This window comes from Pseudoduganella rhizocola (assembly GCF_045984285.3).
Classification (GTDB): Bacteria; Pseudomonadota; Gammaproteobacteria; order Burkholderiales; family Burkholderiaceae_D; genus Rugamonas.
Genome location: NZ_JBJQIK030000006.1, coordinates 279,033 through 301,930 on the forward strand (window position 1 = coordinate 279,033; position 22,898 = coordinate 301,930).

The window sequence follows — 22,898 nt, forward strand, 5'->3', positions numbered from 1 at the left end:
CCTCTTATGTCTTATAGAAGACCTGGCTGCAAGATTCTTATTTCGGAGATCACACGATGTACCAACATATCAACGTGCCGGCTGACGGCCAGAAAATCACCGTCAACGGCGACTTCACCCTGAACGTGCCGGATACCCCGATCATCCCTTATATCGAAGGCGACGGTACGGGCGTGGACATTACCCCGGTGATGATCAAGGTGGTGGATGCGGCCGTGGCCAAGGCTTACGCCGGCCGGCGCAAGATCAGCTGGATGGAAATTTTCGCCGGCGAGAAGTCGACCAAGGTCTACGGCCCGGACGTGTGGCTGCCGCCGGAAACGCTGGATGTGCTGAAAGATTATGTGGTTTCCATCAAGGGCCCGCTGACCACGCCGGTGGGTGGCGGCATCCGCTCGCTGAACGTGGCGCTGCGCCAGGAGCTGGACCTCTATGTCTGCCTGCGCCCGGTGCGCTATTTCGCCGGCGTGCCGTCGCCGGTGCGCGAGCCCGAGAAGACCGATATGGTGATCTTCCGCGAGAACTCGGAAGACATCTACGCCGGCATCGAATACCAGGCAGGCTCGGAAAGCGTGAAGAAGCTGATCGAGTTCCTGACGAAAGAAATGGGCGTCAAGAAAATCCGCTTCCCTGAAACTTCGGGCATCGGCATCAAACCGGTGTCGATCGAAGGCACCGAGCGCCTGGTGCGCAAGGCGATCCAGTATGCGATCGATAACAACAAGCCGTCCGTGACCATTGTCCACAAGGGCAATATCATGAAGTACACGGAAGGCGGCTTCCGCGACTGGGCCTATGCGCTGGCGCAGAAGGAGTTCGGCGCCGAGCTGATCGACGGCGGCCCATGGTGCAAGTTCAAGAATCCGAAGACCGGCCGCGACATCGTCATCAAGGATTCCATCGCCGACGCCTTCCTGCAGCAGATCCTGCTGCGCCCGGCCGAGTACAGCGTGATCGCCACCCTGAACCTGAACGGCGACTATATCTCGGACGCGCTGGCCGCCCAGGTCGGCGGCATCGGCATCGCGCCGGGCGCCAATATGTCGGATTCCGTGGCCATGTTCGAAGCCACGCACGGCACCGCGCCGAAGTATGCCGGCAAGGACTATGTGAATCCGGGCTCGCTGATCCTGTCGGCCGAAATGATGCTGCGCCATATGGGCTGGACCGAAGCGGCCGACCTCATCATCAGCTCGATGGAGAAGGCCATCACCTCCAAACGCGTCACCTACGACTTCGCCCGCCTGATGGACAGCGCCACCCAGGTGTCCTGCTCCGGCTTCGGCGAAGTGATGATCGAGCAGATGCAATAAGCCGGGGAGGGGGCATCAGCCTCCTCCTTGAGCGGGCACAACGCGGGAAGGACGCCGCGCGCGCACCATCTGCGTATGCGACCTCTGCTCTTATATATAGTGTGGTTCGCCGGCGGGAGTTGCGCGCACGCGGCCGGCGCACCGCCGCTGTGCCTGCCGGACCTGCCGCCCGCCGCCATCCATGTCGGCCCGCCGTCCGGCTGGACGCCGTATGTGGCGCGCGCCATGCAGCTGCAATCCGTCACCCTGCTGGAAGGACCGCCCGCCGAAACCGCCGTACTGCGGCGCGATGCCAGCAAGGTCTTGCCGGGCGGCCGGGTCGATATCTGGCGCAACCTGGACGGCCAGCAGCCGAAATGGCTTTCCTGTAACTACGGCGCGGCCAGCGAGGTCATGCTGGCCCGGCCGCTGGAGAAAAGCACGCAAAGCTGCAGTGTGACCTACCGCCGCCGCAAGCAGGGCGGCACCGACATCCGCATCGCCTGCGAATAGCCTGGGCGCACAGGCGAAAAAAAACCCCGCCGTGGCGGGGTTTTCTCACATCGGGGGCAGATTAGCTGGCCTGGATGTTGGAAGCTTGCTTGCCTTTAGGGCCTTGCGTGACTTCGAACTGGACCTTTTGACCTTCTTTCAGGGTCTTGAAGCCGTTCATGTTGATTGCGGAGAAGTGTGCGAACAAATCCTCACCGCCATCATCAGGAGTGATGAAGCCAAAACCTTTGGAGTCATTGAACCACTTAACGGTACCTGTTGCCATAAAAAGAACTTTCAATTAAATACGAATCACACGAGCCATAAAAGCAAGAAGCTTCCTGCCCCCTCCTCGACAACTCACTTCTTACCAACGCGTACATTGCTGCACTCAGTCGATATCGCATTGTTGGCGGAACAATTTTTAATGTCAAGCGCTTTCAGGGAACAATAGTACGATTTATGCAACACCCAAAATTCACACTCTTGATTTTGCCAAAGCGGGGCCCATCTGCGGCAAGTGGCGAAAACGCGTAAGATGAGAACAAATGGAAATGCCCTTCTAAATGGGCGTTGCATCCACCCCGAAAGCATTAGAATATAAGCGTATGGCAACCAAGCATGACACTGACACCGTCCTGGAGCGACAAACGCTTAAACCACCCCCGATGTATCAGGTGGCGTTGTTAAATGACGACTACACCCCGATGGAATTCGTGGTGGCGATCATTCAGGAGTATTTCAACAAGGACCGTGAAACGGCCACGCAAATAATGCTGAGTGTGCACCGCTACGGTAAAGGCGTATGCGGCGTGTTCTCTAAAGATATAGCTTCGACCAAAGTGGAGTTCGTTTTAACGCATGCACGCAAGGCAGGGCACCCCCTGCAGTGTGTGATGGAGGAAGTATGATTGCGCAGGAATTGGAAGTAAGTTTGCACATGGCGTTTGTCGAAGCACGGCAGGCACGGCATGAATTCATCACTGTGGAGCATCTGCTGCTGGCGCTGCTGGACAATCCTTCGGCCGCCGAGGTGCTGCGTGCCTGCGCGGTCAATATTGAAGATCTGCGCAAGACCCTCACCAACTTTATCGGCGACAACACCCCGACCGTGCCCGGCACCGGTGAAGTGGACACCCAGCCGACGCTCGGTTTCCAGCGCGTGATCCAGCGCGCCATCATGCACGTGCAGTCCGCTTCCAACGGCAAGAAGGAAGTGACGGGCGCCAACGTGCTGGTCGCCATCTTCGGCGAAAAGGATTCGCACGCTGTTTACTACCTGCACCAGCAGGGCGTGACCCGCCTGGACGTGGTGAACTTCATCTCGCACGGCGTGCGCAAGGACCAGTCCACCGACGCGGCCAAGGCCTCGGAAGGCGTGGAAGAGGGCGGCCCGGCCGAAGGCGGCCAGCAGAAGGAAAGCCCGCTGGACCAGTTCACCCAGAACCTGAACAAGTCGGCTGCCGAAGGCAAGATCGACCCGCTGATCGGCCGCGAGGACGAAGTGGACCGCGTGATCCAGGTGCTGTGCCGCCGCCGCAAGAACAACCCGCTGCTGGTGGGCGAAGCCGGCGTGGGCAAGACCGCGATTGCGGAAGGCCTGGCCTACCGCATCACCCAGAACGACGTGCCGGAAATCCTGCAGAATGCCGTGGTGTATTCGCTGGACATGGGCGCGCTGCTGGCCGGCACCAAATACCGCGGCGACTTCGAGCAGCGCCTGAAGGCCGTGCTCAAGCAGCTGAAAGACAATCCGAACGGCATCCTGTTCATTGACGAAATCCACACCATCATCGGTGCGGGGTCGGCATCGGGCGGCACGCTGGACGCATCCAACCTGCTGAAACCGGCCCTGGCGAACGGCCAGCTGAAGTGCATCGGCGCCACCACCTTCACGGAATTCCGTGGCGTGTTCGAGAAAGACCATGCGCTGTCCCGCCGCTTCCAGAAAGTGGACGTGAACGAGCCGACCGTGGAGCAGACCGTGCAGATCCTGCGCGGCCTCAAGTCGCGCTTCGAGGAACACCATGGCGTGAAGTACTCCTCGTCCGCGCTGTCCACCGCGGCGGAACTGGCGGCGCGCTTCATCAATGACCGCCACCTGCCGGACAAGGCCATCGACGTGATCGACGAAGCGGGCGCCGCACAGCGCATCCTGCCGAAGTCGAAGCAGAAGAAAACCATCGGCAAGACCGAGATCGAGGAAATAATCTCCAAGATCGCGCGTATTCCGCCGCAGACCGTCAACCAGGACGACCGCAGCAAGCTGCAGACCATCGACCGCGACCTGCGCAATGTGGTGTTCGGGCAGGATCCTGCGATCGAAGCGCTGGCATCGGCCATCAAGATGTCGCGTGCCGGCCTGGGCAAGCAGGACAAGCCGATCGGCTCCTTCCTGTTCTCCGGTCCTACCGGCGTCGGCAAGACCGAGGTGGCGAAGCAGCTGGCCTTCATCCTGGGCATTGAGCTGATCCGCTTCGACATGTCCGAATACATGGAGCGCCATGCTGTGTCGCGCCTGATCGGCGCGCCGCCGGGCTACGTCGGTTTCGACCAGGGCGGTCTGCTGACCGAAGCCATCACCAAGAAGCCGCACGCCGTGCTGCTGCTGGACGAGATCGAGAAAGCGCATCCGGATATCTTCAACATCCTGCTGCAGGTGATGGACCACGGCACGCTGACCGACAACAACGGCCGCAAGGCGGACTTCCGCAACGTGATCATCATCATGACCACCAATGCGGGCGCGGAAGCGCTGCAGAAGGCGCCGATCGGTTTCACCAACACCAAGGAAACCGGCGACGAGATGGCGGACCTGAAGCGCATGTTCACGCCGGAGTTCCGCAACCGCATCGACGCGATCATCAGCTTCCGTGCGCTGGACGAGGAAATCATCCTGCGCGTGGTGGACAAGTTCCTGATGCAGCTGGAAGAGCAGCTGCACGAGAAGAAGGTGGAAGCGGTCTTCAGCGAGAAGCTGCGCAAGTTCCTCGCGAAGAAAGGCTTCGACCCGCTGATGGGCGCGCGCCCGATGTCGCGCCTGATCCAGGACATGATCCGCAAGGCGCTGGCCGACGAGCTGCTGTTCGGCCGCCTGGTAACAGGAGGCAAGGTCACGGTGGACCTGGACGAGGCCGACCAGATCAAGCTGGACTTCCCGGAGCCCGACTCCGCGCCGCTGCCGCCACCCGAAACGGTGGAAGTGGAATAAGCCCAAAAGCCGCCTTCAAGGCGGCTTTTTTCTTCCCAAGAAACTGACACCATGGGGTCAGGCACCACCTGTCACGTGACACCAGGGGGCCTGACCCCATGGTGTCAGTATTGGCTCTGGCAGGCGGCCATGTGGCGGAAGTGGGCGGCGCGGCGGCGGGAGACTTCGATGCGCAGGCCCCCGGTGAGGGCAAGTTCCAGCCCGCCGGCCTGGTTCGGCGCCACTTCCTGCACCGCGTCGAGGTTGACGATGTGCTGGCGGCTCACGCGGAAGAAGCGCTCCGGCGCCAGCTTCTGTTCCAGCTGCGCCAGTGAACGCAGCATCAGCGGCCGGTGCTCGCCGAAATAGACGCGGGTGTAGTTGCCTTCCGATTCGAACAGGCGGATATCGCCGTAGTCCACGAACCAGCAACGGTCCCCGTCCTTGATGAACAGCTTTTGCGGTGCGGGCAGGGCGGGCACGCTCGCCACGCCACGCGCCAGCTGCAGCCGGAAGGCGGCACGCTCCAGCGCCGCCGCCAGCCGCGTGGCCTGGATCGGCTTTTGCAGGTAGTCCAGCGCATTCACTTCGAAGGCCTGCAAGGCATAGCGGTCGAAAGCCGTGGTGAAGATGACTTCGGGCGTGCTGTCCAGCGCCTGCAACATATCGAAGCCGCTGCCGCCCGGCATCTGCACGTCAAGCAGCAGCAGGTCGGGCGACAGGGCTGCGACCTGCTGCACCGCTTCCGCCGCATTGGCTGCTTCGCCCACGATCTCCACCTGCGGATGCGCTGCCAGCAGGCGCCGCAGCTCCGCACGCGCCAGGCGCTCGTCGTCCACCAGCAGCACGCGCATCATGCAGGCACCTGCAAGGTGGCGCGCACCCAGCCATCGGTCTCTCGCAGGTCCAGGCTCGCCTCGCGGCCCATGGAGAGGGCAAGGCGCTTGCGTGTATTGGCCAGTCCCACCTGCGTGGAATTCGTGAACGGCACAATCGCCCCCGCATTCGCAATCTCGATCACTGCCATCTCCGCTTCGCGCCGTGCAGTGATGCGGATATCGCTCCCGGTGGCGCTCATCTCCACGCCGTACTTGACGGCGTTTTCCACCAGCGTCTGCAGCGACATCGGCGGAATCTTCACCTGGTCCAGCTGGGCATCGATGGTGATCTGCACGCGCAGCCTTTCCTCGAAGCGGATCTTCTCGATGGCGAGATAGGCTTCCACTGCTTCCAGTTCGGTGCGCAGCGGCACGGTTTCGGCCTGGCCTGACTGCAGTGCATAGCGCATCAGCCCCGCCAGCTGGTCGATCATGCGCGCCGCCGACTCCGGATTCTCGTAGATCAGCGCGCGTACGCTGTTCAGGCTATTGAAGAAGAAGTGCGGGTTGACCTGGGCCTGCAGGGCGCGCAGCTCCACGTCCTTGGCATGCAGTTCCAGCCGCAGCGCTTCCGCTTCCGCATGGGTGGCGCGGCGCAGGGTCAGCATGCCGAAGTAGAACAGCGTCCAGGTGAGGAACACGCCGAACCAGAAGATCAGCGCATTCGGCGCCCACTCCCAGCCACGCACTGCACCGAAGGGCTTGAATACCATATAGCCCGAGGCCATGGCTGCCGTCTGCAGGATGGCCAGCAGCAGGATACCCGCCGCCACCGTGCGCCAGCCAGTGCGGCGCCGCGCCACGATGCGCCCCTTCAGGAAGCGATGCCACTGGTCCGACAGCAGCATGCCGATGCAGGCGCCCCAGATGCAGACGTAGAGGTACTGGCGGGTGGCGTGCGTGCCAAGGTAGGACAGGATGAAAAGGCCGACACCGCTCCAGCCGGCGAGCTGGCAGACCAGGTACCAGTTGATACGGGAGAGCAGCGGGCCTTTGGTGGTCATGCCGATATTATTTGAGGAATTGATCGACACGATCATACATCCACTGCGCATCGTCGAGCATGATGAAATGGCGGGCATTCTCGGCGACGGCAATCTGTGCTCCCTTCAGCTGCGCATACTGGCTGCGGTAGATCGCCTCCACGGCCGGCAGCGGCATGAACTGCTTGTAGGCCGCATAGGCGCCCAGCACCAGGGTTGGCGCCTTGATGCGCGCAATGTTCTGGCGCATATCGTCCGACGCCAGTTCATGCAAGGCATTGGCCACGGCCTTGCGGTCGGAGCGTGCGCCCCATTCCGCAACACGCGCCACGTCGGCTTCGCCCGTCACCATGCCGGCGATTACGCGCTGCTGGTTCGCTGCATAGCCGGCGGCATCCTGCTGCAGCATCTGGTCGCGCATGCTGGCGGCGATCTGGGCCATCTGCGGCTGCGTCATCGCAGGGTTGCGCGTTGCGAGCAGGGCAGGCAGGGAGTCGACGATCACCAGTTTGCCGACTTTATCTGGATGGTTTGCGGCCAGCTTCAGGCCGAGGAAGCCGCCAAGGCTGTGGCCGATGATGATGGGCTTATCCAGTTTCTTGCTGTCGATATAGTCGGCAATCTGCTGTTCCGCCGTGGCCAATAGCGGCCCGTCGATGGCAGGCTGGCCCGCGAAACCTGCCAGCGTCAGCACGTGGCACTGGCGCGGTCCGCACAGGTGCTGCACTGTGCCTTGCCACACCTCGCCCGACGAAGCGAGGCCCGGAATCAGGATGATGGGCTGGCCGGTGCCGCTCACGTCCGCCTTGAAGGCGGCGGCTGCCTGTGCTGCGGATGCGGCGGCCAGCAGGATGCCGGCCATGGTCGATGCGAAGATCCGTTTCATGATGTGTTCCTCCTTGAAACGGATCTTCGCAAGCGGCGCCGTCCGCCGCCACGGCCGATGGGACGAGCGGTCGAACGGCGTGACGAACGGCGTTCAGTGCGCCTTGCCGCGGCCCAGGTGGTGGCGCGAATACAGGGGATAGATGAACCAGAGCGAGATCAGCAAGGTAAAGGCGGAGATGCCGCCGACCAGGCTGAGGGTGAGGCTGGCGGTCACGGCGTGCATGACCACGAAGATATCCAGCGCCAGGGCGGCGGCCAGCGGCGCCAGCGCGTAGCAGATGCTGAGCGAGGATACTTTGATGGCGTGGCGCGAGACGCAGCCCGGTTCTGCCAGCCGGTGGTAGGCGGCCGGCATCATGATGAGGGCGATGGCAATGACGACGAAGGCCAGTGCGGCCACGTGGCAGTCCTGCACGTACATGGGCAGGTCCTTGAAGCGCTCATTGAAAACGGCGATTGCCTGGAAGCCGAACAGGGCCTGGATACCCGGCAGCACCATGCGGGCCTCTTCCACAATGCGGCCCATTTCTTCTTTCAGCGATTCCTTTTCCGATTCCTGTTGCATAGTTATTCCAGTAAGCGCGGTAACTGGATTGTAACAATGACAAAAGTTGGGCGGCGCGCGCTATTCAGTCTCGCTGGACTCGGCCCGCAGCCGCCGCCACAGCGTGGTGCGGCTGATGCCGAGATATTCGGCCGCGGCATCGCGCCGTCCTCCGAACCGGGCCAGCACGCTGGCGGCGCTCTCCATGCTGGGCAGCCGGAGCAGCGCCGGCGACGTGTTTTCGGCGCTCGCCGCGCGTTCCAGTTCCGGCGCCAGGGCGGACAGGAAGGCCGGCGTGAGCGCCTGCAGCGGCTCCGCCGCAAGGAAGAGGGCGACCCGTTCCGCCATATTGCGCAGCTCGCGCACATTGCCCGGCCAGCTATAGCGCAGCAGCAGTGGGGCGCAGGCCTGCAGCTCCGCCTGCAGATTCGGATGCGCGCGCGCGCCCAGGCTGGCGAGGGCGATGCGCAGCGACCATTCGGCCAGCGGCACAATATCTTCGCGCCGCTCGCGCAGGGGCGGCAGCGCGAGGCGCAGCACTGCCAGGCGGTAGAACAGGTCGGCGCGGAAGCGGCCTTCGCGCACGCGTTGTTCCAGGTCGCAGTGGGTGGCGCTGATGATGCGCACGCTGACAGGAATCGGCCGCGTGCCGCCCACGCGCACCACCTCGCGCTCTTCCAGCACGCGCAGCAGCCGTGTTTGCAGGGCCAGCGGCATTTCGCCGATTTCGTCGAGCAGCAGCGTGCCGTGGTTAGCCGCTTCGAACAGGCCGGCGTGGCCGCCACGCCGGGCGCCGGTGAAGGCGCCTTCCTCATGGCCGAACAGTTCGGACTCCAGCAGCGATTCCGCAATTGCGCCGCAGTTCACGGCGACGAAGGGACGCTTGCTGCCCAGCGCACGCGGGCCTTCGCGGTGGATGGCTTGTGCCACCAGCTCCTTGCCGCTGCCGGTTTCGCCCTGGATCAGCACCGTGGCCGGCGATTTCGCATACAGCACAACGGCCTGCCGCACGCGTTCCATCGCCTCCGATTCGCCGCGCAGGTCGGCCAGACCGTGGCGTGCGCGCAGGGTATCGGCCGCAGCCCCGCTGCGCGCATGGCTGCGGTTCGATTCGAGCTGCGCGAGCCGCGCCATCTCCAGTGCGTCATCGAAGGCCTGGCGGATCGATGCAGCGGAATACACAAATACGCCGGTCAGGCCGGCTTCCTCGGCCAGGTCCGTCACCAGTCCGGCGCCGACAATGGCGCGGATGCCCTGCGCCTTGAGATCCGCGATCTGTGCCCGCGCGTCTTCTTCGGTCACGTAGCTGCGCTGCACCACCGGCACATCGAAAGTCGCGGCAAACTCCGCCAGCTCGGCCAGCGGGCCCTGGTAAGTGACCACGCCGATGCGGTCGGACACACGCCGTGCCCGCGCCAGCGCCTGCATGTAATCGAAGCCGCTGGCCTTGGCCACCACCACCGGCACCGACAGGCGGCCCTTGAGGTAGGCCGCATTCGAACCGGCTGCAATGACGGCGTCGCAGCGCTCGTTCGCCAGCCGCTCGCGGATATGCCGCGCGGCCTCGTCGAAACCCAGGTTGACCGGCTCGATCGTCGCCAGCGCGTCGTATTCGAGCGTGATGTCGCGGAACAGTTCGGACAGGCGCGACACGGAAACGGTCCAGATGACCGGTTTGTCGTCGGGGTGCAGGGCAGGCTGGCGCATGTTGCAATTATAGTTCATTGCGTTTCAATGCGAAACGTTTTGAAACGCTGGCGGATGAGCTCGGGCTGGCGCAAGGTGCTGATTTTGCTGGCTTTTGCCTCTGGAAGCCGGGCTGGCACGCCCCTTGCACTACCATGGCAGGCTAACGTTTCACCGAAAGGACACCATGACCCAATATTCCGCTGGCGCCGCATTCCGCAAGGCCGTCCAGGAAGAGTCGCCGCTGCAGGTTGTCGGCGCGATCAATGCGAACCATGCGCTGCTCGCCAAGCGCGCCGGCTTCCGCGCCATCTACCTGTCGGGCGGCGGCGTGGCCGCAGGCTCGCTCGGCCTGCCGGACCTCGGCATCTCCAGCCTGGACGACGTGCTGACCGATGTGCGCCGCATTACCGACGTGTGCGACCTGCCGCTGCTGGTGGACGTGGACACCGGTTTCGGCGCCTCCGCCTTCAATGTGGCGCGTACGGTGAAGTCCATGATCAAGTTCGGCGCGGCCGCCATGCACATCGAGGACCAGGTGGGCGCGAAGCGCTGCGGCCACCGTCCGGGCAAGGAGATCGTCAGCAAGCAGGAGATGGTGGACCGCATCAAGGCCGCCGTGGATGCGCGCACCGACGAGAACTTCGTCATCATGGCCCGCACCGACGCACTGGCCGTGGAGGGCCTGGATGCGGCCATCGAGCGCGCCATCGCCTGCGTGGAAGCGGGCGCGGACATGATTTTCCCGGAAGCGATGACTGAACTGGCCATGTACAAGCAGTTCGCCAACGCCGTGAAGGTGCCCATCCTCGCCAATATCACCGAGTTCGGTTCCACGCCGCTGTTTACGGTGGAAGAATTGAAGACCGCCGATGTGGGCCTGGTGCTGTATCCGCTGTCCGCCTTCCGCGCCATGAACAAGGCTGCCGAAAACGTCTACGGCGCCATCCGCCGCGACGGCACGCAAAAGGCCGTGCTGGATACCATGCAGACCCGCGCCGAACTGTATGAGCGCATCAACTACCACGATTTCGAACAGAAGCTCGACGCCCTGTTCGCCGCCCAGAAAAAATAAGGAGATAGCAGAATGACCGAACAAGCAGCAGGCTTCAAGCCAAAAAAATCCGTCGCCCTGTCCGGCGTGGCCGCAGGTAACACCGCGCTGTGCTCCGTCGGCAAAACCGGCAACGACCTGCACTACCGCGGCTATGACATTCTCGACGTTGCAGACTCCTGCGAATTCGAAGAAATCGCCTACCTGCTGGTGCATGGCAAGCTGCCGACCGTGGCGGAACTGAAAGGCTACAAGGCCAAGCTGAAATCGCTGCGCGGCCTGCCGCAGGCGGTGAAGGCCGCGCTCGAAGCGCTGCCGGCCGGCGCGCACCCGATGGACGTGATGCGCACCGGCGTCTCCGTGCTGGGCTGCGCGCTGCCGGAAAAGGACGACCACAATATCGCCGGCGCGCGCGACATCGCCGACCGCCTGATGGCCTCCTTCGGCTCCATGCTGCTGTACTGGTACCACTTCAGCCACAACGGCAAGCGCATCGACGTGGAAACCGACGACGATTCCATCGGCGGCCACTTCCTGCATCTGCTGCACGGCGTGAAACCGCCCGAGAGCTGGGTGAAGGCCATGCACACCTCGCTGATCCTCTACGCGGAACACGAGTTCAACGCCTCCACCTTCACCAGCCGCGTGATCGCGGGCACCGGTTCCGATATCCACTCCGCCATCACCGGCGCCATCGGCGCACTGCGCGGCCCGAAACACGGCGGCGCGAATGAGGTGGCGCTGGACATCCAGAAGCGCTACGAGAACGCCGACGAAGCGGAAGCGGATATCCGCAACCGCGTGGCGAACAAGGAAGTCGTGATCGGCTTCGGCCACCCGGTCTACACCATCTCCGATCCGCGCAACAAGGTGATCAAGGAAGTGGCACGTTCGCTGTCGCAGGAAGCCGGTTCGATGAAGATGTTCGACATCGCCGAGCGCCTGGAAAGCGTGATGTGGGAAGTGAAGAAAATGTTCCCCAACCTGGACTGGTTCTCCGCCGTGTCCTACCACATGATGGGCGTGCCGACCGCCATGTTCACGCCGCTGTTCGTCATTTCGCGCACCTCCGGCTGGGCCGCGCATATCATCGAACAGCGCATCGACAACAAGATCATTCGCCCGAGCGCGAACTATGTGGGTCCTGAAGACCTGAAGTTCGTGCCGATCAAGGACCGCAAGTAATGAACACCGGATACCGCAAGAAACTGCCCGGCACCGAACTGGATTACTTCGACGCGCGCGCCGCAGTCGACAGCATCCAGCCGGGCGCCTGGGACAAGCTGCCATATACCTCGCGTGTGCTGGCCGAAAACTTGGTGCGCCGCTGCGAGCCGCACATGCTGCCGGATTCGCTGCGCCAGCTCATCGAGCGCAAGCGCGACCTGGACTTTCCATGGTTCCCGGCGCGCGTGGTGTGCCACGACATCCTCGGCCAGACCGCGCTGGTGGACCTGGCCGGTCTGCGCGACGCCATCGCGGAGCAGGGCGGCGATCCCGCGCTGGTGAACCCGGTGGTGCCGACCCAGCTGGTGGTGGACCACTCGCTGGCCGTGGAATGCGGCGGTTTCGACCCAGACGCCTTCGCGAAGAACCGCGCCATCGAGGACCGCCGCAACGAGGACCGCTTCCACTTCATCGACTGGACCAAGAAGGCCTTCCGCAATGTGGACGTGATCCCGCCGGGGAACGGAATCCTGCACCAGATTAATCTGGAGCGCATGTCGCCGGTGATCCAGGTCAGCGACGGCGTCGCCTATCCGGACACGCTGGTGGGCACCGATTCGCACACGCCGATGGTCGATGCGCTGGGCGTGATCGCCATCGGCGTCGGCGGTCTGGAGGCGGAGACCGTGATGCTGGGCCGCGCTTCCTGGATGCGCCTGCCCGATATCGTCGGCGTCGAGCTGACGGGCAAGCCGCAGCCGGGCATTACCGCCACCGATACGGTGCTGGCACTGACCGAATTCCTGCGCAAGGAAAAAGTGGTGTCGGCCTACCTGGAGTTCTACGGCGAAGGCGCCACTGCGCTGACGCTGGGCGACCGCGCCACCATCTCCAACATGGCGCCGGAATTCGGCGCCACCGCCGCGATGTTCTCCATCGACGAGCAGACAATCAAGTACCTCAGGCTGACCGGCCGCGACGACGAGCTGGTGAAGCTGGTCGAGCTCTATGCGAAGGAAACCGGCCTGTGGTCGGACAGCCTGAAGAACGCCGAGTACGAGCGCGTGCTGCGTTTTGACCTGTCCACCGTTGTGCGCAATATCGCCGGCCCGTCGAACCCGCACAAACGCGTGCCGACTTCCGAGCTGGCCGCGCGCGGCATCAGCGGCGTGGTGGAGAACGAGCCTGGCCTGATGCCGGACGGCGCCGTGATCATTGCCGCCATCACCAGCTGCACCAACACCAACAACCCGCGCAATATGATTGCCGCCGGCCTGCTGGCGCGCAACGCAAACCAGCGCGGCCTGCTGCGCAAGCCGTGGGTGAAGTCCTCGCTGGCGCCCGGCTCGAAGGCAGTCACGCTGTACCTGGAAGAGGCAGGCCTGATGCCGGACCTGGAAAAGCTGGGCTTCGGCGTGGTCGCCTATGCCTGCACTTCCTGCAACGGCATGTCCGGCGCGCTGGATCCGGTGATCCAGAAGGAGATCGTGGAGCGCGACCTGTATGCCACCGCCGTCCTGTCGGGCAACCGCAACTTCGACGGCCGCATCCACCCGTATGCAAAGCAGGCCTTCCTGGCTTCGCCGCCGCTGGTGGTGGCCTACGCCATCGCCGGCACCATCCGTTTCGACATCGAGAAAGACATTCTCGGCACCGATGCGAATGGCCAGCCGGTGCGCCTGGCCGATCTCTGGCCGAGCGATGAAGAGATAGATGCCATCGTTGCCGCCAGCGTGAAGCCGGACCACTTCCGCAAGGTGTATATCCCGATGTTCGCACGCCAGGAAGACGACGGCGCGAGCGTGAGTCCGCTGTACGACTGGCGCCCGCAAAGCACCTACATCCGCCGTCCGCCGTACTGGGAAGGTGCGCTGGCAGGCGAGCGCACGCTGAAAGGCATGCGCCCGCTGGCTGTCCTCGGCGACAACATCACCACCGACCACCTGTCGCCATCGAACGCCATCATGATGGACAGCGCCGCCGGCGAATACCTGCACAAAATGGGCTTACCGGAAGAGGACTTCAACTCCTACGCTACCCACCGCGGCGATCACCTCACCGCGCAGCGCGCCACCTTCGCCAATCCAACGCTGAAGAACGAGATGGTGCTGGACGCGGATGGCAAGGTGAAGGCCGGGTCGCTGGCCCGCATCGAGCCGGAAGGCAAGGTCACGCGCATGTGGGAAGCCATTGAAACCTATATGGAGCGCAAGCAGCCCCTGATCGTGATTGCCGGCGCCGACTACGGCCAGGGTTCCTCGCGCGACTGGGCTGCGAAGGGCGTGCGCCTGGCGGGCGTGGAAGCGATTGTGGCCGAAGGCTTCGAACGCATCCACCGCACCAACCTGGTTGGCATGGGCGTGCTGCCGCTGGAGTTCACGCCGGGCGTGAACCGCCTCGCGCTGCACATCGACGGCACCGAGACCTACGACGTGCTGGGCGAGCGCACCCCGCGCGCCACGCTCACGCTGGTCATCCACCGCAAGAATGGCGAGAGCGTGTCCGTGCCTGTCACCTGCCGCCTCGATACGGCCGAAGAGGTGGCGATCTACGAAGCGGGCGGCGTGCTGCAGCGCTTCGCGCAGGACTTCCTGGCTTCCACGGCAAAGGCGGCATGATGGCGCAGATCAAAATTCTCGCAACGTATATGCGCGGTGGCACCAGCAAGGGCGTCTTCTTCCGCCTGCAGGACCTGCCGGAAGCAGCGCAGGCGCCCGGGCCTGTACGCGATGCGCTGCTGCTGCGCGTGATCGGCAGCCCCGATCCCTACGCCAAGCAGATCGACGGCATGGGCGGCGCCACCTCCAGCACCAGCAAGACGGTGATCCTGTCGAAGAGCAGCCGCCCGGACCATGATGTGGACTACCTGTTTGGCCAGGTTTCCATCGACAAGCCTTTCGTGGACTGGAGCGGCAACTGCGGCAACCTGTCTTCCGCCGTTGGCGCTTTCGCCATCAGCGGCGGCCTGGTGGACGCAAGCCGCGTGCCGCGCAACGGCGTGGCCGTGGTGCGTATCTGGCAAGCCAATATTGGCAAGACCATCATCGCCCACATCCCCATTACTGATGGTGCAGTGCAGGAGACCGGTGATTTCGAGCTGGATGGCGTGACCTTCCCGGCCGCGGAAGTGCAGCTGGAATTCATGGACCCGGCTGCGGAGGAGGAGGGCGCCGGCGGCGCCATGTTCCCGACCGGGAACCTGGTGGACGACCTGGAAGTACCGGGTGTCGGCACCCTCAAGGCAACCATGATCAATGCCGGCATTCCCACCATCTTCGTGAACGCCGATGCCATCGGCTACACGGGCACTGAACTGCAGGAAGCGATCAACGGCGACAGCAAGGCGCTGGCGATGTTCGAAACCATCCGCGCTTACGGGGCAGTGAAAATGGGCCTGATCGGCAATCTTGACGAAGCGGCCACGCGCCAGCACACGCCGAAGGTTGCTTTCGTTGCGCCGCCGAAGAGCTATGCCGCGTCCAGCGGCAAGCAGGTGGCGCAGGGGGATATCGACCTGCTGGTGCGCGCGCTCTCCATGGGCAAGCTGCACCACGCCATGATGGGCACCGCCGCCGTGGCAATCGGCACGGCGGCTGCCATTCCCGGCACCCTGGTCAATCTCGCCGCGGGCGGGGGAGAGCGCAATGCAGTCCGATTCGGCCACCCTTCCGGCACCCTGCGTGTGGGCGCCGAAGCCGTGCAGCAGGACGGCCAGTGGAGCGTGACCAAGGCCATCATGAGTCGCAGCGCGCGCGTGCTGATGGAAGGCTGGGTGAGGGTTCCGGAAGAGGCGCTCAAGCCTTAGAGTGTGGCATTCCTGCCTCCGAAAGCCCGGCTGGTCCGGGCTTTCTTCTATAGTTGTAGCGATTGCAACCGTCCTGGTTTATGATCCGTAACAATTACGGTGACTCTTCTGCCATGACGCATGTGTTGACCAATCCGGAATTCGTCGCCGACGCTTTGCAGTTAATTGGCATGCCCGCTTGCGCATGCGATGCGGAAGGCGTGGTGCTCGCATCGAATCCCGAACTTGAAAAACTGCTGGAGTTCGACCCTGCCGGACGGCGGGTGGATGAACTCTTTGCGCGCCATGTGCACCGGGAGAACGCGGAGGCCATGCGCGAGGCGCTGGCCGGCCACGGCTCTTCCTGGGACAGCTGCCTGCTCTCCGCCAGCGGACGCTATATATCCGTCCAGCTCACCGTGAAGGCGCTGAAAGGCGGTTCCGGCCTCACCATCCTGTTCGACGACGTGAGCACCGTGCAGCGCGACCAGCGCGCCCTGCGCAAGGCCATGCTGGAGCAGCAGGCGATTCTCGAAAACGCGGCGGTCGGCATCATCTTCAGCAAGGCCGATGTAATCCAGGAAGTGAATATGCGTGCAGCCGAAATGTTCGGCTATGAACGCCATGAGCTGGAGGGTGGCAGCGCCGACATCATCTACCCCACGCGCGAGGAATTCGAGTTGCGCCGCGAGCAGTACGCGCCCGCGCTGGCCCAGGGCCGCTCCCTGACGCTGGAAGTGCAGATGCGGCGGCGTGACGGCACGCTGTTCTGGTGCCGCTGCCATGGCCGCGCCATCGATGCCTCCGACCTGACCGAAGGCATGGTGTGGATCGTGGAGGATATCGACGAACAGCGCGCGCAGAGCGAAGCGTCGCGCCAGCTGCTGCTGGAACAGAAGGCGATTCTGGACAATGCATCGGTCGGCATCCTGTTCACCAAGAACCAGCGCCTGATGAGCTGCAATCCGCGCATGGCTGAAATGTTCGGCTATTCGCGCGACGAGATGACGGGCCAGCATGCCAGCATCGTTTTCATCTCGCAGGAGATTTACGACGAATTCGGCAAGGAGGCCGGCCCCTTCCTCGGCACCGGCCGTCCCTTCGAGAAGAAGGAGTTCCAGTTCAGGCGCAAGGACGGTTCGCTGTTCTGGTGCCGCGTGCGCGCCAAGGCGGTGGACCAGGAGCACAACAACGGCGGCACCATCTGGATCCTGGAAGACGTGACGCAGTCGCGCCAGACGCAGATGGAAGTGGAAGCGATCATGGAAAACGCCTCCATCTCCATCCTGTTCACAAAGAACCGCATCATCACGCGCTACAACCGCGGCTTCGCCGAAATGTTCCGCTACGACGGCGACGAAGGCCTTGGCATGCCCGGCATGTCGCTCTACCCCTCGCAGGAGGCCTACGACCGCCTCGGTGCACTGGCCACGCCCTTCCTGAGCGCGGCCAAACCCTTCCAGACCGAAGTGGAAATGCGGCGCAAGGACAACACCACCTTCTGGGCCCAGCTGATTGCCTACGTGGTCAATCCCGAAGACCCTGCGCAAGGCACCATCTGGATTGCGGAAGACCGCACCCACCAGAAAGAGGCGGAGGAATCGCTGCGCAATGCGCTGCTGGAGAACGAAGCGATCCTGCAAAGCGCGGTGCTCGGCATTTCCGTCTGCGAAAACGGCCGCAACCTGCGCTGCAATGCCAAGATGGAGGAGCTGTTCGGCTATGCGCCGGGCGAGATGACGGGCATCAGCGTGCAGGCCTTCTATCCTGACCTCGAAGCATGGGATGCTGCGCGCAAGGAAACGGCGTCGGACTTCCGCGCGGGCCGCGTGAGCTCACTGGAACTGCAGCTGGCGCGCAAGGACGGCTCGACGTTCTGGGGCCGCCTGTCCGGCCGGCCCTTCGACCTGAATAACCCGCGCGGCCGTTCGGTGTGGCTGGTGGACGATGTGACGGCCCGCCGCGAAGCGGCCGACGCAATCCGCCGCGCGCGCGACGACCTCGAAGTGCGGGTGCTGGAACGCACCGCCGAACTGGCGGGCGCCAACGCCATGCTGCAAGGCGAGATCGTGGAGCGCCGCCAGGCCGAGGCCCGCGTGCACCACATGGCCTACCACGACAGCCTCACGGGCCTGCCGAACCGCGCGCTGCTGGCGGACCGCCTGGACCGCGCCATGCTGTCGGCGCAGCGTTCCGAACGCAAGCTGGCCGTGATGTTCCTCGACCTCGACCGCTTCAAGACCATCAACGATTCGCTGGGCCACCTCACCGGCGACCTGCTGCTGAAGGAAGTAGCGAGCCGCCTGTGCCGCGCCGTGCGCGCCAGCGATACCGTGGCCCGCCTCGGCGGCGACGAGTTCGTGGTGCTGCTGCCGGGCATGCACCGGCCGGATGAAGCGGTGCATGTGGCCGAGAAAATCATCGATATCCTCGCCACGCCGGTGGAGCTGGACGAGCACACGCTGCACGTCACGCCATCCATCGGCATCTGTGTGTATCCGGATGACGGGCAGGACGTGGAAACCCTGATGCGCCATGCCGATGCAGCCATGTATCACGCCAAGGCGGCAGGCCGCAACAATTACCAGTTCTTCACGCAGAAGATGAACCTGACGGCGGCGCACCACTTCGAGCTGGAAAACAGCCTGCGCGGTGCACTCGCCAACAACGAGTTCGAACTGCACTTCCAGCCCATCATGGATATCGGCACGCGCCGCCTGCACACGATGGAAGTGCTGCTGCGCTGGCGCCGCGGCGGCAATGGCCTGGTCATGCCGGACCAGTTCATTCCCATCATCGAGGAGAACGGCCTGATCGTGCCGATCGGCGAATGGGTGATACGCCGTGCCTGCGAGCAGAGCATGGAATGGCAGCGCCAGGGGCTTCTGCCGGTGCCGCTGGCGGTCAACCTGTCGCCGCGGCAGTTCATGCACCGTGGACTGGTCGATTCCATCCGCGGCATCCTGAACGAAACCGGCATCGACCCGGCCATGATCGAATTCGAGATCACCGAAACGGCGCTGATGCAGCATGGCGAGCATACGCTGGCGGTGCTGGACCAGATCAACGCCATGGGCATCCGCCTGTCGATTGACGACTTTGGCACCGGCTATTCAAGCCTGGCCTACCTGAAGCGCTTCCCGGTCAAGAAGATCAAGATCGACCGCGCCTTCGTCAAGGATCTGGAGCACAGCGCGGAAGACCGCGCCATTGTCGCGGCCATCATCGCGCTGTCGGACAGCATGCAGCTGTCCGTGGTGGCGGAAGGGGTGGAGACGGAAGGGCACTTCGACCTGCTGCAGCGCCAAGGCTGCCAGTTCGCGCAGGGCTACCTGTTCTCCGAGCCAGTGCCGCGCGCGAATGCGCAGCACATGCTGGAGCGGCGCAAGGCGGCTTAGCTGAGGGTGGCGATCACCGGTGCGTGATCGGAAGGCTGCTTCCACTTGCGCGGCGCGCGGTCAATGCGGCATTCGGTGCAGCGCGCGGCCAGCGGTGCGGACAGCAGGATATGGTCGATGCGCAGGCCCTGGTTCTTCTGGAAGCGCAGCATGCGGTAGTCCCACCAGCTATAGGTTTTCTCGGGCTGTTCGAACAGGCGGTAGGAGTCGGTGAGGCCGAGCTGGATCAGCTCCTGGAAGGCGGCCCGCTCGCGCGGCGACACATGCACTTCGCCCTCCCAGGCCGCCGGGTCATGCACGTCGCGGTCTTCCGGCGCCACGTTATAGTCGCCCAGCACGGCCAGCTGCGGATTGTGGGCCAGCTCCTCGGCCAGCCAGTCGCGCAGCGACTGCATCCAGCCCAGCTTGTAGACGTATTTGTCCGAATCCACGGCCTGGCCGTTGGGCACGTAGGCACAGACCACGCGCATGCCGCCGATGGTCGCGGCCAGGATGCGCTGCTGCTCGTCGGGATATTTGGGGTTGTTGCGCACGATATCGCTCATCGGCAGCCTGGACAGGATGGCGACGCCGTTATAAGTTTTCTGGCCGCTGAACACGACCTGATAACCGGCGGCTTCTATTTCCGCCGCCGGGAATTTATCGTCCGTCAACTTTGTTTCTTGAACGCAGAGAATATCTACTGGATTTTCCTGTAGCCAATTAAGCAGATGGGGCAGGCGGACATTTAGAGAATTTACATTCCAAGTAGCAATTTTCATTGTGTTCCTTTGCGCAAGCCCGCATCTTACCTCAACCGTGCGCGGTCAGGAAATTGCTTTCGACTACAATTCACCGACGAATTATTGCAATTAGTTACGTTATTTCTTTCTGAAAAGCTCAAACTGGGCTTATTTGTGTTGCAAAATCTGTGGAGTGTGAAAATAATTGCCAACCACCCCTTCTCGTTATCAAAATAGTACTAAAATCCATTCAGACGGCCCTCAAAACGTAATATACTTACCGCTGTCCGGCATGGACGCAGCTGCGTAGTGGACTTACCACAACACTACATTGTTGCTGTCAGAAAAAATTTCTCTATAGCATGTTGTTTTGCGTTAATAAGTGGTACTATTGGGAAATAGAACAGGTATAACGTGCTAAGCATCTGGTAAAAAGGACGACAATGCGAACTGCATTTGAAACATGGGCAGCGCGTGACGGTCACATCGTACGCCGCCGGGAAGACAAGCCAGACGAATATCTCGTCTATGAAACGCAACGCCGCTGGTTGATCTGGCAAGCGGCACTGGAGCATGGCAAGACGCCGGCACGCCGAACCAAGGCGGTGCAGCAGGTTGCCACCATCGGCGCCGACGAGGCGACGGTGCGCGCGCAGGTGCTGAATGAGGTGCTGGACGCCTTCTCCGGCCTGCAAGGCAATAGCGGAATGGACGACATTCTCAACGTCATCCACGGTTTGAAGCAAAAGCAGAAGTCCCAGTCCCCTGACTGAGGCCCATGCCGCGCTGGCCTGAACTCCTGGCCGGTGCAGTCCGCCGCGGACTGCCCGGCACACTTACCGCCGCCCTGGCGGTGTCGGTGCTGGCCGGCTGCGCCACATTGACGGAACCGGTTGAACAATATGTGATGGTGCAGACGGTCGAGGACCACCAGCAGGTGGCAGGTGTCGGCTGTGTGCTCAGCAATGATGTGGGCCGCTGGTTTGTCACCTCGCCGGGCCGCGTGCAGATCCGCAAGAGCACGGCGCCGCTGACGGTGGATTGCCGGCGCGACGATGCCTGGGCATTCGACCAGGTCGATCCCAAACAGAACAGCTCCAAATGGGGCAATATCATCCTGACCGCAGGCACGGGCCAGTTCATCGACCGCAACACGGGCGCGGGGTTCGACTACCCGGCCACGCTCACGGTCATTCTCAAGCGGGGAACGGCTGACAGCGGCCGTATGGCGCCGCCAGCCGGTAACACAGTCTACTAGTTACCCGGCACGACCGATCAGGAAATTGGTCAGCATCGGCACCGGACGCCCGGTCGCACCCTTCGCACCACCCGATTTCCACGCCGTGCCCGCGATATCCACGTGGGCCCAGGTGTATTTGCGCGTGAAGTTTTCCAGGAAGGCCGCCGCCGTGCAGGAAGCGCCGCCCGGCGTGCCGATATTGGCCAGGTCCGCGAAGTTGGACTTCAGCTGCTCGTTATACAGCTCGCCGATCGGCAGGCGCCATGCGGTGTCGCTGGCCGCTTTGCCCGCGTTCAGCAGCTCCTGCGCCAGCGCGTTGTGCTTGTCGTCGTCGCGCGTGAACAGGCCGCTGTTGTGGTGGCCCAGGGCCACGATGCAGGCGCCGGTCAGCGTGGCCACGTCGATCACCGCGGCCGGGTTGAAGCGCTCGGCGTAAGTCAGCGCGTCGCACAGGATCAGGCGGCCTTCGGCATCCGTGTTCAGCACTTCGATGGTCAGGCCGCTCATCGAGGTCACGATGTCGCCCGGCTTGGTGGCGCGGCCGGAAGGCATGTTCTCGCAGGCGGCAACGATGCCGACCACGTTCAGCTTCAGGTCCAGCTCACCGATGGCGCGGAAGGTGCCGAGCACGGAGCCCGCGCCGCACATATCGTACTTCATCTCGTCCATGCCGGCGCCCGGCTTCAGCGAAATGCCGCCGGTGTCGAAGGTAATGCCTTTACCCACCAGCACCACCGGCGCATCCTTGGCCTTGCCGCCCATGTGCTTCAGCACGATGAACTTCGGCGGCTGCTCGGAACCGTTGGTCACGGACAGGAAGGAGCCCATCTTCAGCGCTTCCAGCTGCTTGCGGTCCAGCACTTCCACGCTGAACTTGAAGTCCTTGCCCAGCTTCTTCGCGGTGTCCGCCAGGTAGCTCGGGGTGCAGACGTTGGGCGACAGGTTGCCCAGGTCCTTGGTCAGCTGCATGCCGTTGGCGATGGCCACGGCCTGCGCCAGGGCCAGCTTGGCCTGCGCATTATTCGGCACGGCCAGCGCCAGTTTCTTCACACCTGCGTAGGCCGGGTCTTTCTTCGACTTCTGCGCATCGCTGCGATACACGGCTTCGCGGCCGGCCTGCACCACGGTGCGGATGGCCCAGCTCAGATCGCGCTCTTTCACTTCCGCCATTGGCAGTGCGATAATGGCGTCCGCGCTGTTGATGGTGGACAGGGCCTTGATGGCGGCCTGCACGCCGCTGCTGAAGCTTTTTTCGGTGACGGCGTCGTCGCTGCCCAGGCCAACCAGCAGCACGCGCTCGGCGGCCACGCCTTTCAGGCCGCGCAGCAGCAGGGTGGTGCCGGCTTTGCCGGTAATGTCGCCGGACTTCAGCGCGGCCGTGATGTCGCCGTTCACGTCCAGCGATTTGGCCGCCTGGGACAGCTTTTTGTTTTCGAAGACGCCCACAGCCACGCAGCCCGTTTTGGCCGCGGCAATGCTGTTTTTTGCGTCGAATGCTTTTATGCTAAAGTCCATTTGATTCTCCGTAGGTGTGCGTGCTGTGTGCGCGCCTGTAACTAATTACTCTCGAATTATAAACT

19 protein-coding genes are annotated in these 22,898 nt (G+C 63.1%); 11 read left to right on the plus strand and 8 right to left on the minus strand.

The window, feature by feature from the left end; all coding sequences use genetic code 11:
- The first annotated feature begins 56 nt into the window (after positions 1-56).
- Both icd and ACJRPG_RS15830 read left to right on the plus strand, forming a co-directional pair.
- Positions 57-1,313: an NADP-dependent isocitrate dehydrogenase gene (gene icd, locus ACJRPG_RS15825; protein ID WP_408001053.1), complete on the plus strand. Its 1,257-nt coding sequence runs from the start codon at positions 57-59 to the stop codon at positions 1,311-1,313.
- Positions 1,314-1,388: 75 nt separating this feature from the next.
- On the plus strand, positions 1,389-1,805 hold the full coding sequence (locus ACJRPG_RS15830) for an STY0301 family protein (RefSeq protein WP_408001054.1): 417 nt from the start codon (positions 1,389-1,391) through the stop codon (positions 1,803-1,805).
- 61 nt (positions 1,806-1,866) lie between these two features.
- Here ACJRPG_RS15830 and cspE read toward each other — a convergent pair whose 3' ends face one another.
- A complete protein-coding gene (gene cspE / locus ACJRPG_RS15835) occupies positions 1,867-2,070 on the minus strand; it encodes a transcription antiterminator/RNA stability regulator CspE (RefSeq protein WP_107141363.1) in 204 nt (67 codons plus the stop codon).
- Positions 2,071-2,392: 322 nt separating this feature from the next.
- Here cspE and clpS point away from each other — a divergent pair, with 322 nt between their 5' ends.
- Both clpS and clpA read left to right on the plus strand, forming a co-directional pair.
- Entirely contained in the window at positions 2,393-2,695 is a 303-nt protein-coding gene (gene clpS / locus ACJRPG_RS15840) for an ATP-dependent Clp protease adapter ClpS (RefSeq protein ID WP_231768547.1), read from the plus strand.
- Positions 2,692-4,995, plus strand: coding sequence for an ATP-dependent Clp protease ATP-binding subunit ClpA (gene clpA, locus ACJRPG_RS15845; RefSeq protein WP_408001055.1), 2,304 nt, complete (start codon positions 2,692-2,694; stop codon positions 4,993-4,995). Before clpS ends, clpA begins: the two co-directional genes overlap by 4 nt.
- Before the next feature lie 104 nt (positions 4,996-5,099).
- Here clpA and ACJRPG_RS15850 read toward each other — a convergent pair whose 3' ends face one another.
- The 5 genes from ACJRPG_RS15850 to prpR all read right to left on the minus strand — a co-directional run bounded on the left by ACJRPG_RS15850 (position 5,100) and on the right by prpR (position 9,992).
- Complete coding sequence (locus tag ACJRPG_RS15850; RefSeq protein ID WP_408001056.1) at positions 5,100-5,831, minus strand: LytR/AlgR family response regulator transcription factor; 732 nt, start codon at positions 5,829-5,831, stop codon at positions 5,100-5,102.
- Positions 5,828-6,856, minus strand: coding sequence for a sensor histidine kinase (locus tag ACJRPG_RS15855; RefSeq protein WP_408001057.1), 1,029 nt, complete (start codon positions 6,854-6,856; stop codon positions 5,828-5,830). Before ACJRPG_RS15855 ends, ACJRPG_RS15850 begins: the two co-directional genes overlap by 4 nt.
- Before the next feature lie 7 nt (positions 6,857-6,863).
- Positions 6,864-7,721 carry an alpha/beta fold hydrolase gene (locus tag ACJRPG_RS15860; RefSeq protein WP_408001058.1) on the minus strand — a complete coding sequence of 286 codons (858 nt, stop codon included), beginning with the start codon at positions 7,719-7,721 and terminating at the stop codon, positions 6,864-6,866.
- 93 nt (positions 7,722-7,814) lie between these two features.
- The gene (locus ACJRPG_RS15865; RefSeq protein WP_408001059.1) at positions 7,815-8,288 is read right to left on the minus strand and encodes a DUF6328 family protein; all 474 of its coding nucleotides are present in this window, start codon (positions 8,286-8,288) and stop codon (positions 7,815-7,817) included.
- Between the two features lie 60 nt (positions 8,289-8,348).
- Complete coding sequence (prpR, locus tag ACJRPG_RS15870; protein WP_408001060.1) at positions 8,349-9,992, minus strand: propionate catabolism operon regulatory protein PrpR; 1,644 nt, start codon at positions 9,990-9,992, stop codon at positions 8,349-8,351.
- A 148-nt stretch (positions 9,993-10,140) separates the two neighbouring features.
- On the opposite strand from prpR, the gene prpB reads away from it, so the two are divergent.
- The 5 genes from prpB (at position 10,141) to ACJRPG_RS15895 (ending at position 19,356) form a co-directional block, all read left to right on the plus strand.
- Positions 10,141-11,028 (plus strand): methylisocitrate lyase, encoded by an 888-nt coding sequence (gene prpB / locus ACJRPG_RS15875; protein ID WP_408001061.1) that lies wholly within the window; start codon positions 10,141-10,143, stop codon positions 11,026-11,028.
- Positions 11,029-11,040: 12 nt separating this feature from the next.
- Complete coding sequence (gene prpC, locus ACJRPG_RS15880; RefSeq protein WP_408001062.1) at positions 11,041-12,192, plus strand: bifunctional 2-methylcitrate synthase/citrate synthase; 1,152 nt, start codon at positions 11,041-11,043, stop codon at positions 12,190-12,192.
- Positions 12,192-14,792 carry a Fe/S-dependent 2-methylisocitrate dehydratase AcnD gene (gene acnD / locus ACJRPG_RS15885; RefSeq protein ID WP_408001063.1) on the plus strand — a complete coding sequence of 867 codons (2,601 nt, stop codon included), beginning with the start codon at positions 12,192-12,194 and terminating at the stop codon, positions 14,790-14,792. The genes prpC and acnD overlap by 1 nt, the downstream gene beginning before the upstream one ends.
- Positions 14,789-15,979 (plus strand): 2-methylaconitate cis-trans isomerase PrpF, encoded by a 1,191-nt coding sequence (gene prpF / locus ACJRPG_RS15890; protein WP_408001064.1) that lies wholly within the window; start codon positions 14,789-14,791, stop codon positions 15,977-15,979. The genes acnD and prpF overlap by 4 nt, the downstream gene beginning before the upstream one ends.
- Positions 15,980-16,092: 113 nt before the next feature.
- Positions 16,093-19,356 (plus strand): bifunctional diguanylate cyclase/phosphodiesterase, encoded by a 3,264-nt coding sequence (locus tag ACJRPG_RS15895; protein ID WP_408001065.1) that lies wholly within the window; start codon positions 16,093-16,095, stop codon positions 19,354-19,356.
- Here the strand turns inward: ACJRPG_RS15895 and ACJRPG_RS15900 are convergent.
- A complete protein-coding gene (locus ACJRPG_RS15900) occupies positions 19,353-20,117 on the minus strand; it encodes an exodeoxyribonuclease III (RefSeq protein WP_408001066.1) in 765 nt (254 codons plus the stop codon). The genes ACJRPG_RS15895 and ACJRPG_RS15900 overlap by 4 nt on opposite strands.
- A 404-nt stretch (positions 20,118-20,521) precedes the next feature.
- Between ACJRPG_RS15900 and ACJRPG_RS15905 the strand changes: the two genes are divergently transcribed.
- Together ACJRPG_RS15905 and ACJRPG_RS15910 are read left to right on the plus strand one after the other, a co-directional pair.
- Complete coding sequence (locus tag ACJRPG_RS15905) at positions 20,522-20,851, plus strand: phiTE_015 family protein (RefSeq protein ID WP_408001067.1); 330 nt, start codon at positions 20,522-20,524, stop codon at positions 20,849-20,851.
- A gap of 5 nt (positions 20,852-20,856) precedes the next feature.
- Entirely contained in the window at positions 20,857-21,336 is a 480-nt protein-coding gene (locus tag ACJRPG_RS15910) for a hypothetical protein (RefSeq protein WP_408001068.1), read from the plus strand.
- Here ACJRPG_RS15910 and ACJRPG_RS15915 read toward each other — a convergent pair whose 3' ends face one another.
- The gene (locus tag ACJRPG_RS15915; protein WP_408001069.1) at positions 21,337-22,833 is read right to left on the minus strand and encodes a leucyl aminopeptidase; all 1,497 of its coding nucleotides are present in this window, start codon (positions 22,831-22,833) and stop codon (positions 21,337-21,339) included.
- Positions 22,834-22,898: the final 65 nt, after the last annotated feature.

What these genes read in the sequence shown, in the direction of transcription:
- prpF (WP_408001064.1), top strand. Translation starts at nt 14,789, where the DNA reads ATGATGGCGCAGATCAAAATTCTCGCAACGTATATGCGCGGTGGCACC.
- ACJRPG_RS15900 (WP_408001066.1), bottom strand. Translation starts at nt 20,117, where the DNA reads ATGAAAATTGCTACTTGGAATGTAAATTCTCTAAATGTCCGCCTGCCC.
- icd (WP_408001053.1), top strand. Translation starts at nt 57, where the DNA reads ATGTACCAACATATCAACGTGCCGGCTGACGGCCAGAAAATCACCGTC.
- prpB (WP_408001061.1), top strand. Translation starts at nt 10,141, where the DNA reads ATGACCCAATATTCCGCTGGCGCCGCATTCCGCAAGGCCGTCCAGGAA.
- ACJRPG_RS15915 (WP_408001069.1), bottom strand. Translation starts at nt 22,833, where the DNA reads ATGGACTTTAGCATAAAAGCATTCGACGCAAAAAACAGCATTGCCGCG.
- ACJRPG_RS15895 (WP_408001065.1), top strand. Translation starts at nt 16,093, where the DNA reads ATGACGCATGTGTTGACCAATCCGGAATTCGTCGCCGACGCTTTGCAG.
- prpR (WP_408001060.1), bottom strand. Translation starts at nt 9,992, where the DNA reads ATGAACTATAATTGCAACATGCGCCAGCCTGCCCTGCACCCCGACGAC.
- ACJRPG_RS15860 (WP_408001058.1), bottom strand. Translation starts at nt 7,721, where the DNA reads ATGAAACGGATCTTCGCATCGACCATGGCCGGCATCCTGCTGGCCGCC.
- ACJRPG_RS15850 (WP_408001056.1), bottom strand. Translation starts at nt 5,831, where the DNA reads ATGATGCGCGTGCTGCTGGTGGACGACGAGCGCCTGGCGCGTGCGGAG.
- ACJRPG_RS15855 (WP_408001057.1), bottom strand. Translation starts at nt 6,856, where the DNA reads ATGACCACCAAAGGCCCGCTGCTCTCCCGTATCAACTGGTACCTGGTC.
- ACJRPG_RS15905 (WP_408001067.1), top strand. Translation starts at nt 20,522, where the DNA reads ATGCGAACTGCATTTGAAACATGGGCAGCGCGTGACGGTCACATCGTA.
- ACJRPG_RS15830 (WP_408001054.1), top strand. Translation starts at nt 1,389, where the DNA reads ATGCGACCTCTGCTCTTATATATAGTGTGGTTCGCCGGCGGGAGTTGC.
- cspE (WP_107141363.1), bottom strand. Translation starts at nt 2,070, where the DNA reads ATGGCAACAGGTACCGTTAAGTGGTTCAATGACTCCAAAGGTTTTGGC.
- clpS (WP_231768547.1), top strand. Translation starts at nt 2,393, where the DNA reads ATGGCAACCAAGCATGACACTGACACCGTCCTGGAGCGACAAACGCTT.
- acnD (WP_408001063.1), top strand. Translation starts at nt 12,192, where the DNA reads ATGAACACCGGATACCGCAAGAAACTGCCCGGCACCGAACTGGATTAC.
- clpA (WP_408001055.1), top strand. Translation starts at nt 2,692, where the DNA reads ATGATTGCGCAGGAATTGGAAGTAAGTTTGCACATGGCGTTTGTCGAA.
- ACJRPG_RS15910 (WP_408001068.1), top strand. Translation starts at nt 20,857, where the DNA reads ATGCCGCGCTGGCCTGAACTCCTGGCCGGTGCAGTCCGCCGCGGACTG.
- prpC (WP_408001062.1), top strand. Translation starts at nt 11,041, where the DNA reads ATGACCGAACAAGCAGCAGGCTTCAAGCCAAAAAAATCCGTCGCCCTG.
- ACJRPG_RS15865 (WP_408001059.1), bottom strand. Translation starts at nt 8,288, where the DNA reads ATGCAACAGGAATCGGAAAAGGAATCGCTGAAAGAAGAAATGGGCCGC.